Origin of the sequence: Micromonospora tarensis, from assembly GCF_016803395.1 — a bacterium.
Taxonomy (GTDB): Bacteria; Actinomycetota; Actinomycetes; order Mycobacteriales; family Micromonosporaceae; genus Micromonospora; species Micromonospora tarensis.
Window position 1 is genome coordinate 1 of sequence record NZ_JAEVHL010000181.1, and the last position, 13412, is coordinate 13412.

The 13412-nt window shown below is 70.5% G+C and carries 11 protein-coding genes and 1 pseudogene; 4 read left to right on the forward strand and 8 right to left on the reverse strand.

The annotated features are described in order from the left end of the window. The 4 genes and pseudogenes from JM949_RS26120 to murJ all read right to left on the reverse strand — a co-directional run. Positions 1 to 465, reverse strand: a pseudogene (locus tag JM949_RS26120) (hypothetical protein); the annotation flags it as partial. Beyond that, positions 462 to 1178, reverse strand: a complete 717-nt coding sequence (gene sigM / locus JM949_RS26125; protein ID WP_203150919.1) for an RNA polymerase sigma factor SigM — start codon at positions 1176 to 1178, stop codon at positions 462 to 464. The pseudogene JM949_RS26120 and the gene sigM, both read right to left, overlap by 4 nt. A 43-nt stretch (positions 1179 to 1221) precedes the next feature. Then, positions 1222 to 2829 (reverse strand): protein kinase family protein, encoded by a 1608-nt coding sequence (locus tag JM949_RS26130; protein ID WP_203150920.1) that lies wholly within the window; start codon positions 2827 to 2829, stop codon positions 1222 to 1224. 445 nt (positions 2830 to 3274) lie between these two features. Next, positions 3275 to 5032, reverse strand: a complete 1758-nt coding sequence (gene murJ / locus JM949_RS26135) for a murein biosynthesis integral membrane protein MurJ (RefSeq protein ID WP_203150921.1) — start codon at positions 5030 to 5032, stop codon at positions 3275 to 3277. 126 nt (positions 5033 to 5158) lie between these two features. On the opposite strand from murJ, the gene JM949_RS26140 reads away from it, so the two are divergent. Next, positions 5159 to 6619, forward strand: coding sequence for a CCA tRNA nucleotidyltransferase (locus JM949_RS26140; RefSeq protein ID WP_203150922.1), 1461 nt, complete (start codon positions 5159 to 5161; stop codon positions 6617 to 6619). A 148-nt stretch (positions 6620 to 6767) separates the two neighbouring features. Here JM949_RS26140 and JM949_RS26145 read toward each other — a convergent pair whose 3' ends face one another. Beyond that, positions 6768 to 8303 (reverse strand): flotillin family protein, encoded by a 1536-nt coding sequence (locus JM949_RS26145; protein ID WP_203150923.1) that lies wholly within the window; start codon positions 8301 to 8303, stop codon positions 6768 to 6770. A gap of 27 nt (positions 8304 to 8330) precedes the next feature. Further along, positions 8331 to 8852 carry an NfeD family protein gene (locus JM949_RS26150; protein WP_309232328.1) on the reverse strand — a complete coding sequence of 174 codons (522 nt, stop codon included), beginning with the start codon at positions 8850 to 8852 and terminating at the stop codon, positions 8331 to 8333. A 149-nt stretch (positions 8853 to 9001) separates the two neighbouring features. On the opposite strand from JM949_RS26150, the gene JM949_RS26155 reads away from it, so the two are divergent. Then, a complete protein-coding gene (locus tag JM949_RS26155; protein WP_203150928.1) occupies positions 9002 to 9481 on the forward strand; it encodes a methylated-DNA--[protein]-cysteine S-methyltransferase in 480 nt (159 codons plus the stop codon). 114 nt (positions 9482 to 9595) lie between these two features. Continuing rightward, the gene (locus JM949_RS26160) at positions 9596 to 10531 is read left to right on the forward strand and encodes a hypothetical protein (protein ID WP_203150925.1); all 936 of its coding nucleotides are present in this window, start codon (positions 9596 to 9598) and stop codon (positions 10529 to 10531) included. A 92-nt stretch (positions 10532 to 10623) separates the two neighbouring features. Here JM949_RS26160 and JM949_RS26165 read toward each other — a convergent pair whose 3' ends face one another. Together JM949_RS26165 and JM949_RS26170 are read right to left on the reverse strand one after the other, a co-directional pair. Continuing rightward, positions 10624 to 11703, reverse strand: coding sequence for an inositol-3-phosphate synthase (locus JM949_RS26165; RefSeq protein WP_203150926.1), 1080 nt, complete (start codon positions 11701 to 11703; stop codon positions 10624 to 10626). Positions 11704 to 11726: 23 nt separating this feature from the next. Next, positions 11727 to 12365, reverse strand: a complete 639-nt coding sequence (locus tag JM949_RS26170) for a PadR family transcriptional regulator (protein ID WP_196920348.1) — start codon at positions 12363 to 12365, stop codon at positions 11727 to 11729. Positions 12366 to 12540: 175 nt separating this feature from the next. Here JM949_RS26170 and JM949_RS26175 point away from each other — a divergent pair, with 175 nt between their 5' ends. Beyond that, complete coding sequence (locus JM949_RS26175; protein WP_203150927.1) at positions 12541 to 12990, forward strand: DUF5318 domain-containing protein; 450 nt, start codon at positions 12541 to 12543, stop codon at positions 12988 to 12990. Positions 12991 to 13412: the final 422 nt, after the last annotated feature.

Here is a 13412-nt window from a genome sequence, read left to right on the forward strand (position 1 = left end):
CGGCCGGCGACCGGCCCCACCCTGCACCGGTACGACCAGCGACGGAGTGGTCTCGCCGGCCATGTCGACGCCGGCCATGTCGACGCCGGCCATGTCGACGCCGGCCATGTCGACGCCGGCCATGTCGACGCCGGCCATGTCGACGCCGGCCATGTCGACGCGGGGCGTGGCGGCCGGGTCCTGGTCGGCTGTGGCGGTGTCGTTCGTCGACTTCGCGCCGGCCAGCGCGGCGGCGAGCCGGTCGACGATCGCCGGTGGCATCTCCGGAGCCGGTTCGGCCCAGCGGGCCAGGTCCGCCCGAACCTCCGTCACCGCGGGGGTCAGCAGTGCGTACGCGTCGGCCCAGGCCGGGTCCGTGGACACCAGTCGGTCGATCTCCGCCTGCTGCGGGGTGCCGTCCAACGCCCCGCCGAGGTAGTCAGCGAGCAGGTCGTCGTCGACCTCCCGGAACCCCTCGGTCGTCACGTGTCCTCCTGGTTGGCGTCCCGCCGGTACCGACCCGACCCCGATCCGACGCCCTCCGCCGGGCCGGGGTTCCCCACCGTGACGCCGGGCACGTCAGTGCTCGGGGTGATGGGCTTCGGTCGGGCCGGTGGTGTCGCGGCCACGGCGGGACGGAGATGGCCGAGCAGCACCGCCAACCGGGCCCGGCCCCGGGCGCACCGGCTCTTCACCGTCCCCTCGGCGACTCCGAGGATGCGGGCGACCTCGGCGACCGGGTAGCCCTGTACGTCCACCAGCACCAGCGCGGCGCGTTGTTCGACGGGTAGCGCCGCGAGCGCCGCGCGGACCACCAGCGCGGTGTCGTGGTCCTCGGCCGGTGCGGCCGGCTCCGATCCGCCGGTGCCGTAGCCGTCGTCGGCCCGGTTGCCGTCGGGCAGCGGCACTGTCGGGTGCGCCTGCCGCCGTCGAATCCGATCCAGGCAGGCGTTCACCACGATGCGGTGCAGCCAGGTGGTGACGGCCGAGTCGCCCCGGAACCGGGCGGCCGCCCGATGTGCGGAGAGCAGCGCGTCCTGGAGCGCGTCGGCGGCCTCCTCACGCTCACCGAGCGTGCGTAGGGCGACCGCCCAGAGCCGATCGCGGTGCCTGTGGAACAGCTCGGCGAAGGCATCCGGGTCACCGTCGACGTGGGCGCGCAGCAGCTCCAGATCCGTAGCGGCGGCGCGCCCGTCCATCACCACGTCCTGCGGAAGCGGCGCCCGGACGACGGTGCCGGGTTCACGACCCCTGGACCGTGATCTCCTGCACCCCCAGCTTGAACCCACCGTCGGACGGCGGCAGCTCGGTGATCCAGAACATCAGGTACTGGTATTTCTTGTCGGCGTCGAAGCCGTTGAACGTCATGGTGGTGCCGTCGTGATCCTCGAACGGCTGCCCGATGGCGGTCTTGTAGGTCTCAACCACCTGCTTGTCACCGCTGGAGCTGGAGGGCGGGTTCGCCGTGCCGGCGAGGAGCTGCGCGGACGCCCCGGTGGCGGAGAGCACCGCCTGCACCGACTTGACGCTGTGCGGCTCGCCGAGGTTGATCCAGACCCCCATGCCCTTCTTGAGGTTGCCGAAGTTGGGCCGGTTGTTGTACGTCTCCGTCTCCCAGCCCTTGTCCTCGTCGCCGTCGATCACCTTCTCGGCGCCGTCGACCTCGCTGCGGTCCTTGCTGTCCGGGTCGATGATCCGGACGCCCTTGACGGGCAGCTTCCGCACCGTGGCGGCGGCCGGGGTGGCATCACCGGCCGGTGCGCTGGCGGTGGGTGCGGGGGTCTGGTTGGCCTGCGGGTCCGCGTCCTTGTCGCCCAACGCGTTGATCCCGATCAGGAGACCGACCAGGGCGACGACGAGCAGACCGGCGATGCCCAGGGCGACCTTGCGACCGCCGGCCGCGGCCAGCGGCGACGGCTCTTCCCCGGTGTCGGCGGTGAACCGCAGCGGCCCGCTGTTGTCGAGGTAGTGCTCGTCCTCGGCCGGCACGTCCAGCCGGGCCAGTTCGGCGGCGAGCACGTCGGAGGACGGCGGCGCGATCTCGGCGTCGAGCAGATCCATGGTCAGGTCGTCCAGGTACGCCGGAACACCCGCCCGGACCTGGCGGGGTGCGGCGATGCCACCCCCGGCGTCCCGGACCGCGTCCGGGATGGCAGCGCGGCCGTGGCCGGCGGTGGCACCGTGCAGCGGTGCCTCGGTGTGCGGCCAGTAACCGGTCAGGGCGAAGTAGAGGACGCCGCCGACCGCCCGGATGTCGTTCTCCTGGCTGTCGGCGCCGTCGGTGCGGGCGTCGGCCAGGACCACCCGGCCGTCGTCGCTGATCATGACGGTGCCGGGGTGGACGTTGCCGTGCACCATGCCGGTGGCGTGCACGGCGGCGAGTGCGCTCGCGACGGCGTTGCCGATGGCGGTGGCGCGGGCCGGGTCCAGGGGGCCGTCGCTCGCCAGGTCCCGCAGCGACTGCCCGTCGACCCACTCGCGCACCACGTAGGCCCGGTCGGCCTCGTCGATCGCGTCGTAGACGCCGACCAGGTTGGGGTGGATGACCCGGCTGGCCGCGACGGCGGCCTGAAGCATCTCGGTGGCGGAGTCGCCACCCGGGTAACGCAGCACCACCGCGACGGGGCGGCGCAGGATGACGTCGACCCCGCGCCAGACCAGCCGACCCGCGCTGTCGTTGTTGATGTGCTCAACCAGTTCGTACCGCTCGGCGAGGACTTCACCGGCCGTGGGAGCACCGAAGGTCATGACCGGAGGAGCGCTTTCGTCCGCCTCCTGACCCTCGCCGACCTGGGTCACCCGTCCTCCCTCGGTGATCGTGTCGATCGATGAACCCGAACTGCTGGGCATGTGGCTTCCCGCTCTGCCGTTGAAGGGACCGGCCGACCGGTGTCGACGCGCAGCGTCGGCCCCTGCCGTACCCGTCGAGAGCGACCTTACCCGGGTTGGCCGCCTCCCCGACATGTCATCTTCCCGCCGCACCTGGCGGGGTTCCGGCAGTCGGAGAACTCGTCCGGTTACGACCGTTGTCAGCCACGTTGCTGGCACATGTACTAGCTAATCTACGGCTTCACCGCAAGTGACCGACGCCGGGGCTGGGCTGGCGTGGCGCTCGCGTTACCTCGTACGTTCCCACCGATCGGGCTGCCACCCTCAGCCGTACGGTTGGTTATCCACAGGCTGAAGCGGTGGTTGACCGGCGAATCGCGGAGTTATCCACAGAAGCATCCCCAGCCTGGTGATCCGTAGTCACGGTCCGTATGAGTGTCAACTTGTTGTGATCGGATGCTGGCGATCAGCGACCGAGGCGGCGGCGGACCATGCCGACCACCTCGGTGATCTCGCCGATCTTCAGCAGCATGGCCAGACCCAGGTAGGTCCCGCCGATCACCGCGCCGCCGATCACGAGCTGGACGATGGCCTCCAGCCGGCTGGGGGTGTCGTCACCGGGTAGCAGCTTCACCACCAGAAGACCCACCACTGCCGAACCCAGCGCCGCAACCGCGACCCTGCCGCCGGTCCGCATGATCTCGCCGAGGCCGATTCGACCGACGCGTGGCCGAAGTAGCCAGGCCGAGCCGATCGCGGCAGCCAGATAGGAGACCGCGTTGCCGATCATCATTCCCGCACCGGCGAAGCTCGCCGAGAAGGCAACGAACAGCACGATCTGCACCCCGATCCGGAGCGCCACCACCGGGATGTTGATGAGAGCCGGCGTGCGGGTGTCGGGCAGCGCGTAGAACGCGAAGGTGAAGAGCTGGCTGACCGCGAACGGGACCAGCGCGAGCGCGGCGGCGAGCAACACGACGGACGTGGCCGTGGCGTTGTCCTCGTTGAACGCGCCGAACCGGAACAGTGTGAACGCGATCGGGGTGGCGAGGACGGCGTAGCAGACCGCGATCGGGGCGAGCACCGCCGTGACGGTGCGGGTACCCCGGGAGAGGTCGGCGGCGAGGTCGGCGTACCGGCCGTCGGCGGCTGCCGCGCTCATCCGGGGCATCAGCGCCGTGATGATCGAGACGGCGATGATGCCGTGCGCGGTCATCAGCAGCAGGAACACGTTGTTGTAGATCAGCGGGCCGGCGGCGTTCTCCTTGCCGGCCCGGTTCAGCAGGTTGAACAGCACGATCAGGCCGACCTGGCTCACCGCGACGTAGCAGATCATCCAGGCTCCGAGCCGGCCCAGCTCGCGTAGCCCCAGCTCACGGAAGTCGAAGCGAAGCTTCCAGCGGAAGCCGACCTTGCGCAGCGCCGGCAGCAGGCCCATCGCCTGGATGGCGACGCCGAGCAGGGTGCCGCCACCGATCAGCAGGATCCGCCCGGTGGTCATGTCGTCCGGCTTGACGATCTCCGCACCGAAGATCGCGATGTAGAGGCCGGCGGTGCCGATCACCACCAGGTTGTTCAGGATCGGTGCCCACATCGGGGCGGCGAAGTGCCCCCGGGTATTGAGCACCGCACTGATCAGCGCGCTCAACCCGGAGAAGAAGATCATCGGCAGCATCAGCCGGGCCAGCCCCGTGACCAGCCCCGAATAGCCGTCAGCCGACTCCTCTCCGCCGTAGAGCCAGGTCAGCGGCGCTGCCAGCAGGAGGGCGAGCAGGGCCGCCGCGCCGAGTGCGAGCACCGCGAGGGTCAGCAGCCGTTGGGCGTACGCCTGGCCGCCATCAGTGTCGATCTTGCGCCGCCGCACCAGCACCGGAATCAGCACGCTGGTGAGGACACCGCCGAGCAGGAACTCGTAGACCATTCCGGGCAGGATCTGCGCGGTGGTGTAGGCATCACCGACCAGCGCGCCGCCGAGCGCCGCGCCGATCACCAGGTTGCGCAGGAAACCGGTGCCCCGGCTGACCAGGCTGCCGATCGCCATCACCGCGCTGTTGGTCGCCGCGCTCGCCTCGGCCACCTGCTCCTGCGGCGGAGCTGTCGACTCCATCGCCGGCTGGTTCAGCGGCTCGGCGGAGATGAAGGTGGCGCCGTCCCCCGGACGTCCGCCGGCTCCGGGCCCGCCACTGTGCGCGGCGTTGGCGCTGCGGTAGAGCCCGCCGCTCATCTCCAGCCTCCCAGGGGTACGTCGAGTCGGACACCGACCCGCACGCCACAGACCATAGTCAACCCACACCCGTTACCCGCGCCCGGCGGATCGGATCACGCAGTGGCCCGATAAGCTGGCGATCCCATGTCCGACGCCTCCGCTCCTCACGCCGCCGACCGCCGCGAACTCACCGCCGCGCAGCGCAACGCCGTCGCCGAACTGCTCCGAGTCTCCCCGGTCGCCGACGAGTTGGGCCGCCGCTTCGTCCGCGCCGGGCACGAGCTGCACCTGGTGGGCGGTTCGGTGCGGGATGCCCTGCTCGGCCGCCTCGGGGACGACCTCGACTTCTGCACCGACGCGCACCCCGACGAGACCCTGCAGATCATCAAGGGTTGGGCCGAGTCGATCTGGGAGACCGGCCGGGAGTTCGGCACCATCGGCGCCCAGCGCGACGGTCTCCGGCTGGAGATCACCACGTTCCGCGCGGAGTCGTACGACCAGGTCAGCCGGAACCCGGTGGTGGTGTACGGGACCAGCCTCGTCGAGGACCTGAAGCGGCGCGACTTCACCATCAACGCCATGGCGGTCAGCCTGCCGGACCACCGGTTCACCGACCCGCACGGCGGCTTGGACGACATCTCGGCCAAGGTGATCCGTACCCCGAGCACTCCGGGTGAGTCGTTCGGGGACGACCCGCTGCGGATGCTGCGGGCCGCCCGGTTCGCCGCGCAGCTGCGTTTCGCCGTGCACCCGGACGTGCACCTGGCGATGACCGGGATGGCCGCCGACCTGGACCGGATCACCGCCGAGCGGATCCGCGACGAGTTCACCAAGCTGCTCTGCGGCGCGGACCCGATCACCGGGCTGCGGCTGCTTGTCGACACCGGGCTGGCCGAGCGGTTCCTGCCGGAGCTGACCGGGCTGAAGCTGGAGATTGACGAGCACGCGCAGCACAAGGACGTCTACGAGCACACGTTGACGGTCGTCGAGAACGCGGTCTCCTACGAGGAGGAGGGCTGCGACTTCATCCTGCGGATGGCCGCCCTCCTGCACGACGTGGGCAAGCCGGCGACGAAGGCGGTCGGGTCCGACGGCCGGGTCAGCTTCCACCACCACGAGGTGGTCGGCGCCCGGCTGACCAAGGCGCGGATGAAGGCGATGCGGTACCCGAAGGAGATCACCGCGAAGGTGACCGCGCTGGTCGCGCTGCACCTGCGCTTCTACGGGTACGGCCGGGGCGAGTGGACCGACTCGGCGGTGCGCCGCTATGTCGCCGACGCCGGTGACCTGCTGCCACGACTGCACAAGCTGACCCGCTCAGACTGCACGACCCGCAACCGCCGCAAGGCCGCCCAACTCGCCGCCGACTACGACGCGTTGGAGGAGCGGATCGCCCGGCTCGCGGCCGAGGAGGACCTGGCCCGGGTCCGCCCCGACCTGGACGGCAACGCGATCATGGAGTTGCTCGGCGTACCGCCGGGGCCGGTGGTGGGTCGGGCCTGGAAGCACCTCAAGGAGCAGCGCCTCGAACAGGGTCCGCTGGACCGCGACGCCGCCGAGGCGGAGTTGCTTCGCTGGGCCCGCGCCGAGGGCCTGATCACCTAGCCCGTCGCGCCGCCGCCCGGCCTTGATCGGCTCGGTTTCACGGAAATCGGGGTGTCCCGGTCGCCAGGACACCCCGATTTCCAGGAACCCGAGTTGATCTGACGCGCGCCACCCCCGAACCGGGAGCGGCGCGCGTCGGCGTACGTCGTCAGCGGGTCTCGACGGCGGACCCGTCCACGGCCGGGGTGCCCTTGCCGGCGGCGGTGCCGTTGCCGCCCGTGCTGGATGCCGCACCGAGCCGGGCGAGCAGACCGGGCAGGTCGATGCCGGTGAGATCACTGCCGAGTTGCAGCCCCTGGGCGACGTTGCCGGCCACCGACTTCGTCAGCGACGACGCGCCGTCGGTGGAGATGACTGTCATCTTGTCGATCGCCCCGATCGGTGCGCTGGCCGCGCCCACCACCTGTGGCAGCACCTTGACCAGCAGATCCAGCACCGCGGCCTCGCCGTACGCGGCGAACGCCTCGGCCTTGCGCGCCATCGCGTCCGCCTCGGCCTCACCCTTGGCCAGGATGGCCGCCGCCTCGGCCTGGCCCTCCCGCTCCACCGCCTCGGCGATGGCGGAGCGCCGCCGCTGCTCGGCCTCACCCTCCTTGGCGCCCTCGATCGCGTTGGCCTCGGCGAGCGCGGCACGCCGGGCCCGCTCGCCCTCACCGGTGAGCCGCGCCTGCTCGGCGGAGGCCTGCGCGGCGGCGATGACCGACTGGCGCTGCGCGTCCGCGTGCAACACGGCGGCGTTGCGGGACGCCTCGGCCTCCTGCTCCACCTTGTAGCGCGCCGCGTCGGCCGGCTTGCGCACCTCGGTGTCCAGTTGGCGCTGCTTCAGCTCGGCGTTGCGCTCGGCGACCTTCTGCTGCTCGGAGAGGATCGCCTGGTCGCGTTCGGCCTGCGCGAGCGGGCCGGCAGCGGCGGACTTCGCCTTCGCCGCGTCGATCTCGGCCTGGATCCCGGCCTGCTTGAGGGCCAGGTTCCGGTTCGCCTCCGCGATGGCCTCCTCGGCCAGCAGCCGTTCCTGCTCGGCCTGCTGCCGGGCGCGCGCCTCGGCGATGGCCGCGTCCTTGAGCACCCGGGCCGCCTCGGGTCGACCCAGGTCCTGCAGGTACGACCCCTCGGCGAGGATGTCCTGGAGCTGGAAGGTGTCCAGCACGAGGCCCTGGTTGGTCATCGAGTGCTCGGCCTCCTCGGCCACCGCGCTGGCGAACGCCGCCCGGTCCCGGATGACCTCCTCGACGGTGAGCCGGCCGACGATCGAGCGCAGCGCGCCGGCGAGCACCTCCCGGGTGAAGTTGTCGATCTCGTCCTGTTGGTGCAGGAACCGCTGGGCAGCCGCTCGGATCGCGTCCTCGGTGCCGCCGACCTTGACGATCGCCACGCCGTGCAGGTCGGCGCGGATGCCCTGCTTGCTCACCGCACCCCGGATGCCGACGTCGATCCGGCGGCTGGACAGGTCGAGCGACTGGAGCTTCTGCACCACCGGCAGCACGAAGACGGACGCGCCCAGCACGACCTTCTGCCCGGAGGTGTCGGTCGACCGCCCACCGTCGGCGGTCTGCGTGGTGCGGCCCTTGCGACCGGTGACGATGAACGCCTCGTTCGGTCCGGCCACCTTGATCCGGGAAAGCACGAAGAGCACCAGGATGAGCACGAGGAGGATCGCGCCACCGATGGCGATTAACAGGGCCATCTGAAAATCCCGTCTACGAGGGGTGGGTCAGTAGGTCTCGACGTGCACGCTGGTCTCGCTCAGTGCCTGCACGACGAAGACCTGGGTGCCGATCGGTATCGGCTGGTCGGCGCGGGCGCTGAGTTTGACCGGCTGGCCGGCCAGGCGTACCCGGACCTCGCCGTAGCCGTTGGCCGGCACCGGGGTGACGACCAGGCCGAGCGCGCCGACCAGGTCGTCGCGGGTGGGGGTGGGGTCGGTGCGCATGTTCCGCGCCGCCCGGCTCAGCCGGGCGGCCAACCAGCCGGTGGGCACTGCCGCGAGCACGCCGCCGGCCGCCGCGCCCACGATCATGCCGGGGGTACCCGCACCGAGCAGCTCGTTGACGATGGCGGCGCCGAAGCCGAACGCTCCGGCGAAGCCGGCGACCGTCTCCACCGAGATCGGGCCGTCCACGTCGGCGTGCCCGAATTGGAACAGCTCGGTGCCGAGCAGGGCGAGCGCGAGCACGCCGATGCCGGCCCCACCGATGATCAGAAAAATGAGCGTCCCCGCTGCCACGACCTGCACGGTATCGACGTGGCGCAACGTCCGGCGGCGCGGTGAGACGCCGAGTTGAGCTACCGGTCGGCCCGGCCGGCGACCCGGTTCGCGGCGACCCGCCCCGGCGCGCCGGCGTGCGGCGCGACGGTGGTGCCCGGGTCGGGGACAATGGGGTGATGCGCTGGACCGTGCTCGACTCTCCGATCGGCGAGTTCTCCGTGGGCAGCGACGGCACGAGCGTCTGCGGCGCGCACTTCGGGCGGGTCGACGGGGCGGCGGAGCAGCCCGACCACGCGCTGTCCCGGCAGGCCGTCGCCGAGCTGCGGGCGTACTTCGCCGGTGAGCTGACCGGGTTCACCGTCCCGGTGACCATCCCCCGTGGTTCGGATTTCGAGCGGGCGGTGTGGCGGGAGATGACAGTGATCCCGTACGGCGAGACGTTGACCTACGGCGAGGTGGCCCGCCGGGTCGGTGACGCCGGGGCGGCCCGCGCGGTCGGCGTGGCGTGCAACCGGAACCCGGTCCCGGTCATCGTGCCGTGCCACCGCATCGTCGGCGCCGGTGGACGGTTGGTCGGCTTCGGCGGCGGCCTGCCGCGAAAGGTGCACCTGCTGGAGTTGGAGGCCCGGGTGGCCCTACAGCGGGCCTGGGCCTGACCGGTCCGATCCGTCCCCAGCATTGCCTACGCGAATCGACCGATCGGTCGATGTGGACAGGTGGTCGGACCCGTCATGATCGGGCGTCATTTCACCGACTTTCACGGGGGACCTGTGACCGAGAACCAGGACAAGACCGTCAACCGCCGACGGCTGCTCAGCCGCGCGGGAACCGTCGCCGCCGGTGTCGCCGGCACCGCTGTGGCTGGCGCCGCCGTGGCCGGCCCGGCCCAGGCCGCTCCGGGCGACCCGGTGGTCCAGGGTGCGACCAACGCCGCCGGGGCCACCACCACGTCGCTGACCAGCACCGGCACCGGCCCCACCCTGCGGCTGGCGAACACCAGCACGGTCTCCTCGGGCGGCGTGGTGCTGTCCCGCCCGGCGTTGCAGCTGACGCCGAGCGGCGACCTGCTGCACAGCGACTCGCCCGGCGGCTCGATCGGCATGGACACCTACGGCAACATCCAGCTGGTCACCGAGTTCGGCGGGGACAAGTACCTCGAGTTCGTGCACACCAGCGCCAACGCGAACCGGATCGTCCCGGTCGCGCCGCAGCGGGTCGTCGACACCCGCTCGGCGGCGTCGCGGGCCCGGATCGTCAACGCCTCGTCGACCACCCTGGACAGCTCGGGTCGGCTGCGCGACGGCCAGACCATCCACATCGACCTGAGCGACTACGTCTACTACGGCGACGCCCTGTTCGGCAACCTCACGGTGACCACCGCGGTCGCCTCGGGCTTCGTGCAGATCTTCCCGTACGGCAGCCCGCGCCCGCAGAACTTCTCGACGATCAACTACCTGACCAACCAGGTGGTCGCGAACTCGTTCATGTCCGGCATCGGCTTCGACGCCGACTTCATCTCCGTCTACGCCGCGCGGACCACCCACATCATCATCGACGTGGTGGCGTTCGTGATCGGCGTCGGTGACGTCAACCCGGACATCCTGCCGCTCTCCGCCAACATGTCGGCGCGCAGCGCGGAGTCGCCCGAGCAGCGCTTGGCGAAGCGCGCCGCGAAGGCCCAGGAGGGCACGCCGAGCTGGAAGTGAGCCGGTCGCCGTACCCGACGGCGAGGCGTTGAACGCGGCGAGGGCCGGGTCCGTTCGGACCCGGCCCTCGGCCGTGTGTGCTGTTCAGCGGGTCAGCGGGTGACCTCGCCGGCGATGAACTCCTCGACAGCCTGGTGGGCGTCGTGGTCGGCGTACTGCACCGGCGGGGACTTCATGAAGTACGACGAGGCCGACAGGATCGGGCCGCCGATCTTGCGGTCCAGGGCGATCTTCGCGGCCCGGACGGCGTCGATGATCACGCCGGCCGAGTTGGGGGAGTCCCACACCTCAAGCTTGAGCTCGGCGTTGAGCGGGGTGTCACCGAAGGAGCGGCCCTCCAGGCGGATGTACGCCCACTTGCGGTCGTCCAGCCACGGCACGTGGTCCGACGGGCCGATGTGCACGTCGCTCTTGCTCATCTCGTGCGGGATCTGCGAGGTGACCGACTGGGTCTTCGAGATCTTCTTCGAGACCAGCCGCTTGCGCTCCAGCATGTTCATGAAGTCCATGTTGCCGCCGAAGTTGAGCTGGTACGTGCGCAGCAGCTCGACGCCACGGTCCTCGAAGAGCTTCGCGAGGGCGCGGTGCACGATGGTGGCACCGACCTGGCTCTTGATGTCGTCGCCGACGATCGGCAGGCCCGCGTCCTCGAACTTCTTGGCCCACTCCGGGTCGGAGGCGATGAAGACCGGCAGGGCGTTGACGAACGCGCAGCCGGCGTCGATCGCGGCCTGGGCGTAGAACTTGGCGGCCTGCTCGGAGCCGACCGGCAGGTAGCAGACGACGACGTCGACCTGCGCGTCGCGCAGCGCCTGCGCCACGTCGACCGGGTTGGCGTCCGACTCCTCGACGATCTCGCGGTAGTACTGGCCCAGGCCGTCGAGGGTCGGGCCGCGCTGCACGCTGACACCGGTCGGCGGCACGTCGCAGAGCTTGATGGTGTTGTTCTCGCTGGCGACAATCGCCTCCGCGAGGTCCATGCCGACCTTCTTGGCGTCCACGTCGAACGCCGCGACGAACTCCACGGCGTTGACGTGGTAGTCGCCGAAGGCGACGTGCATGAGACCCGGGACGCGGTCGTTCGGGTTGGCGTTTCGGTAGTACTCGACGCCCTGAACCAGGGACGAGGCGCAGTTACCCACACCGACGATGGCGACGCGGACGGAGCCCATAGCGTCTGCCTCCTTCTTTTCTGTCACGGCCGCTCATTCCTGGTCTCTCCAGGCGGAGGCGGGCTGTTGTCTTCTCGTCGGCCGCCGGCTGTCCCGGTGTTCGGGACCGTCGGGGCTCGGCCGGAGCGCTCGTTGGCGATGAGCTCCTCCAGCCAGCGGACCTCGCGCTCACAGGCATCAAGGCCGTGGCGCTGCAGTTCCAGCGTGTAAGCGTCGAGGCGCTCGGCCGCCCGGCCCAGCACGTCACGAAGCCCTTCGCGACGCTCCTCGATCTTGCGGCGACGACCCTCCAGGATGCGCAGTCGGGTCGCCTGGTCGGTCCGGGCGAAGAACGCGAAGTGCACCCCGAAGCCCGTGTCGTCGTACGTCTCGGGTCCGGCCTGTGCGATCAGCTGGGCGAAGCGTTCCTTGCCTTCCGCGGTGATTTTGTAGACCACCCGACCTCGTCGGCTGGTCAGCGCGGGAACCTCCTCGGCGGTGGCGGGCGTCTCAGCAGCTTCGGTGATCCATCCCGCCGCCTGCAGCCTGCGCAGGGTCGGGTAGAGCGAGCCGTAGCTGATCGCCGCCCGGATCGCGCCGAGTTTGGCGGTCAGCTCCTTGCGCAGCTCATAGCCGTGCATCGGAGACTCTTGCAGGAGGCCGAGGATGGCGAACTCAAGCACTGGCCACCCTCTCTTTACCCTCCGACGTCGAGTGGTAACCGCCGCGATGTATCGGACCGATACATCGCACGTTAGCGGCTCGCGCGGGCCAGGGCAAACCCCCGTTCCGAGACGCTGCCGTCACGGATTGTGAGCACGGTCGCCTGCTCGGGCCGGACCGCGTACCCTTCTCGGCATGCGTACGCAGCGCCAGGTCGTCGACTACTCGCTTCAGAAGCGAGCAGTGCTGCGTGAGCTCCTGGCCGGCCGAGTCGGCACCTACGACGTGTGCGACGCTTCGCCGTACCTGAAGAACGCCGCTCGGTTCCACGGTGAGCCGACCGACCGGCGTTGCCCGATCTGCCGCAGCGAGAACCTGACTCTCGTCCACTACATTTACGGCGACGAACTCAAGCAGTCCGCCGGGCAGGCCCGGACGCTTACCGAGCTGCCCGTGCTGGCGATGACGCTGCGTGAGTTCCAGGTCTTTGTGGTGGAGGTGTGCCTCGGCTGTGACTGGAACCATCTTGTTGAGCAGTACCTGCTCGGCCGAGACGGTCTGACGGGTGACAGCGACGGCGCCGGTGAGCAGGACGCGGCGGTTGCCGAAGGTGCAGGGCGGCGGAGGCGAGAGGCGCAACGGTGATCGCAACTGGTTGGACCGGCCCCGGGGCCGTGGAGGGAACCCGGGACGGTCGACCGCTTGTTGGCCCGATTGGCCCGATTAATACGGCAATAAACCCGCTGGACTGGCACCCCCGTGCCGATGTCCCGGGTGAAGCAACTCACGGCAACCCGGTGGTGGCGCAGCCGCGCCCCACCGCGACCGGCAGGGTGTGAGGAATGAACTCGTACGGCGATCCCAGTTCTGCGCGCGGACGGGCCCAGTACCCGGGCCCGAACGGTGATCCCGGACCGGGCGCGGACGACGCGTACCGACGATCCGGCGGTGACTCCGGCGGAGGCGGTTGGTCTGCCCCAGACGGCGGCACGGCGACCCCGGGCCGGCCTCGGTGGCCCCACGGTCGGCCGTGGCCGGGCCGACGGTCGGCGGTTCGGCCTCGGTGC

Bases quoted from the DNA above. Each gene is read 5' to 3' on its own strand.
- sigM (WP_203150919.1), bottom strand. From the start codon at position 1,178: ATGGACGGGCGCGCCGCCGCTACGGATCTGGAGCTGCTGCGCGCCCAC.
- JM949_RS26130 (WP_203150920.1), bottom strand. From the start codon at position 2,829: ATGCCCAGCAGTTCGGGTTCATCGATCGACACGATCACCGAGGGAGGA.
- murJ (WP_203150921.1), bottom strand. From the start codon at position 5,032: ATGAGCGGCGGGCTCTACCGCAGCGCCAACGCCGCGCACAGTGGCGGG.
- JM949_RS26140 (WP_203150922.1), top strand. From the start codon at position 5,159: ATGTCCGACGCCTCCGCTCCTCACGCCGCCGACCGCCGCGAACTCACC.
- JM949_RS26145 (WP_203150923.1), bottom strand. From the start codon at position 8,303: ATGGCCCTGTTAATCGCCATCGGTGGCGCGATCCTCCTCGTGCTCATC.
- JM949_RS26155 (WP_203150928.1), top strand. From the start codon at position 9,002: ATGCGCTGGACCGTGCTCGACTCTCCGATCGGCGAGTTCTCCGTGGGC.
- JM949_RS26165 (WP_203150926.1), bottom strand. From the start codon at position 11,703: ATGGGCTCCGTCCGCGTCGCCATCGTCGGTGTGGGTAACTGCGCCTCG.
- JM949_RS26175 (WP_203150927.1), top strand. From the start codon at position 12,541: ATGCGTACGCAGCGCCAGGTCGTCGACTACTCGCTTCAGAAGCGAGCA.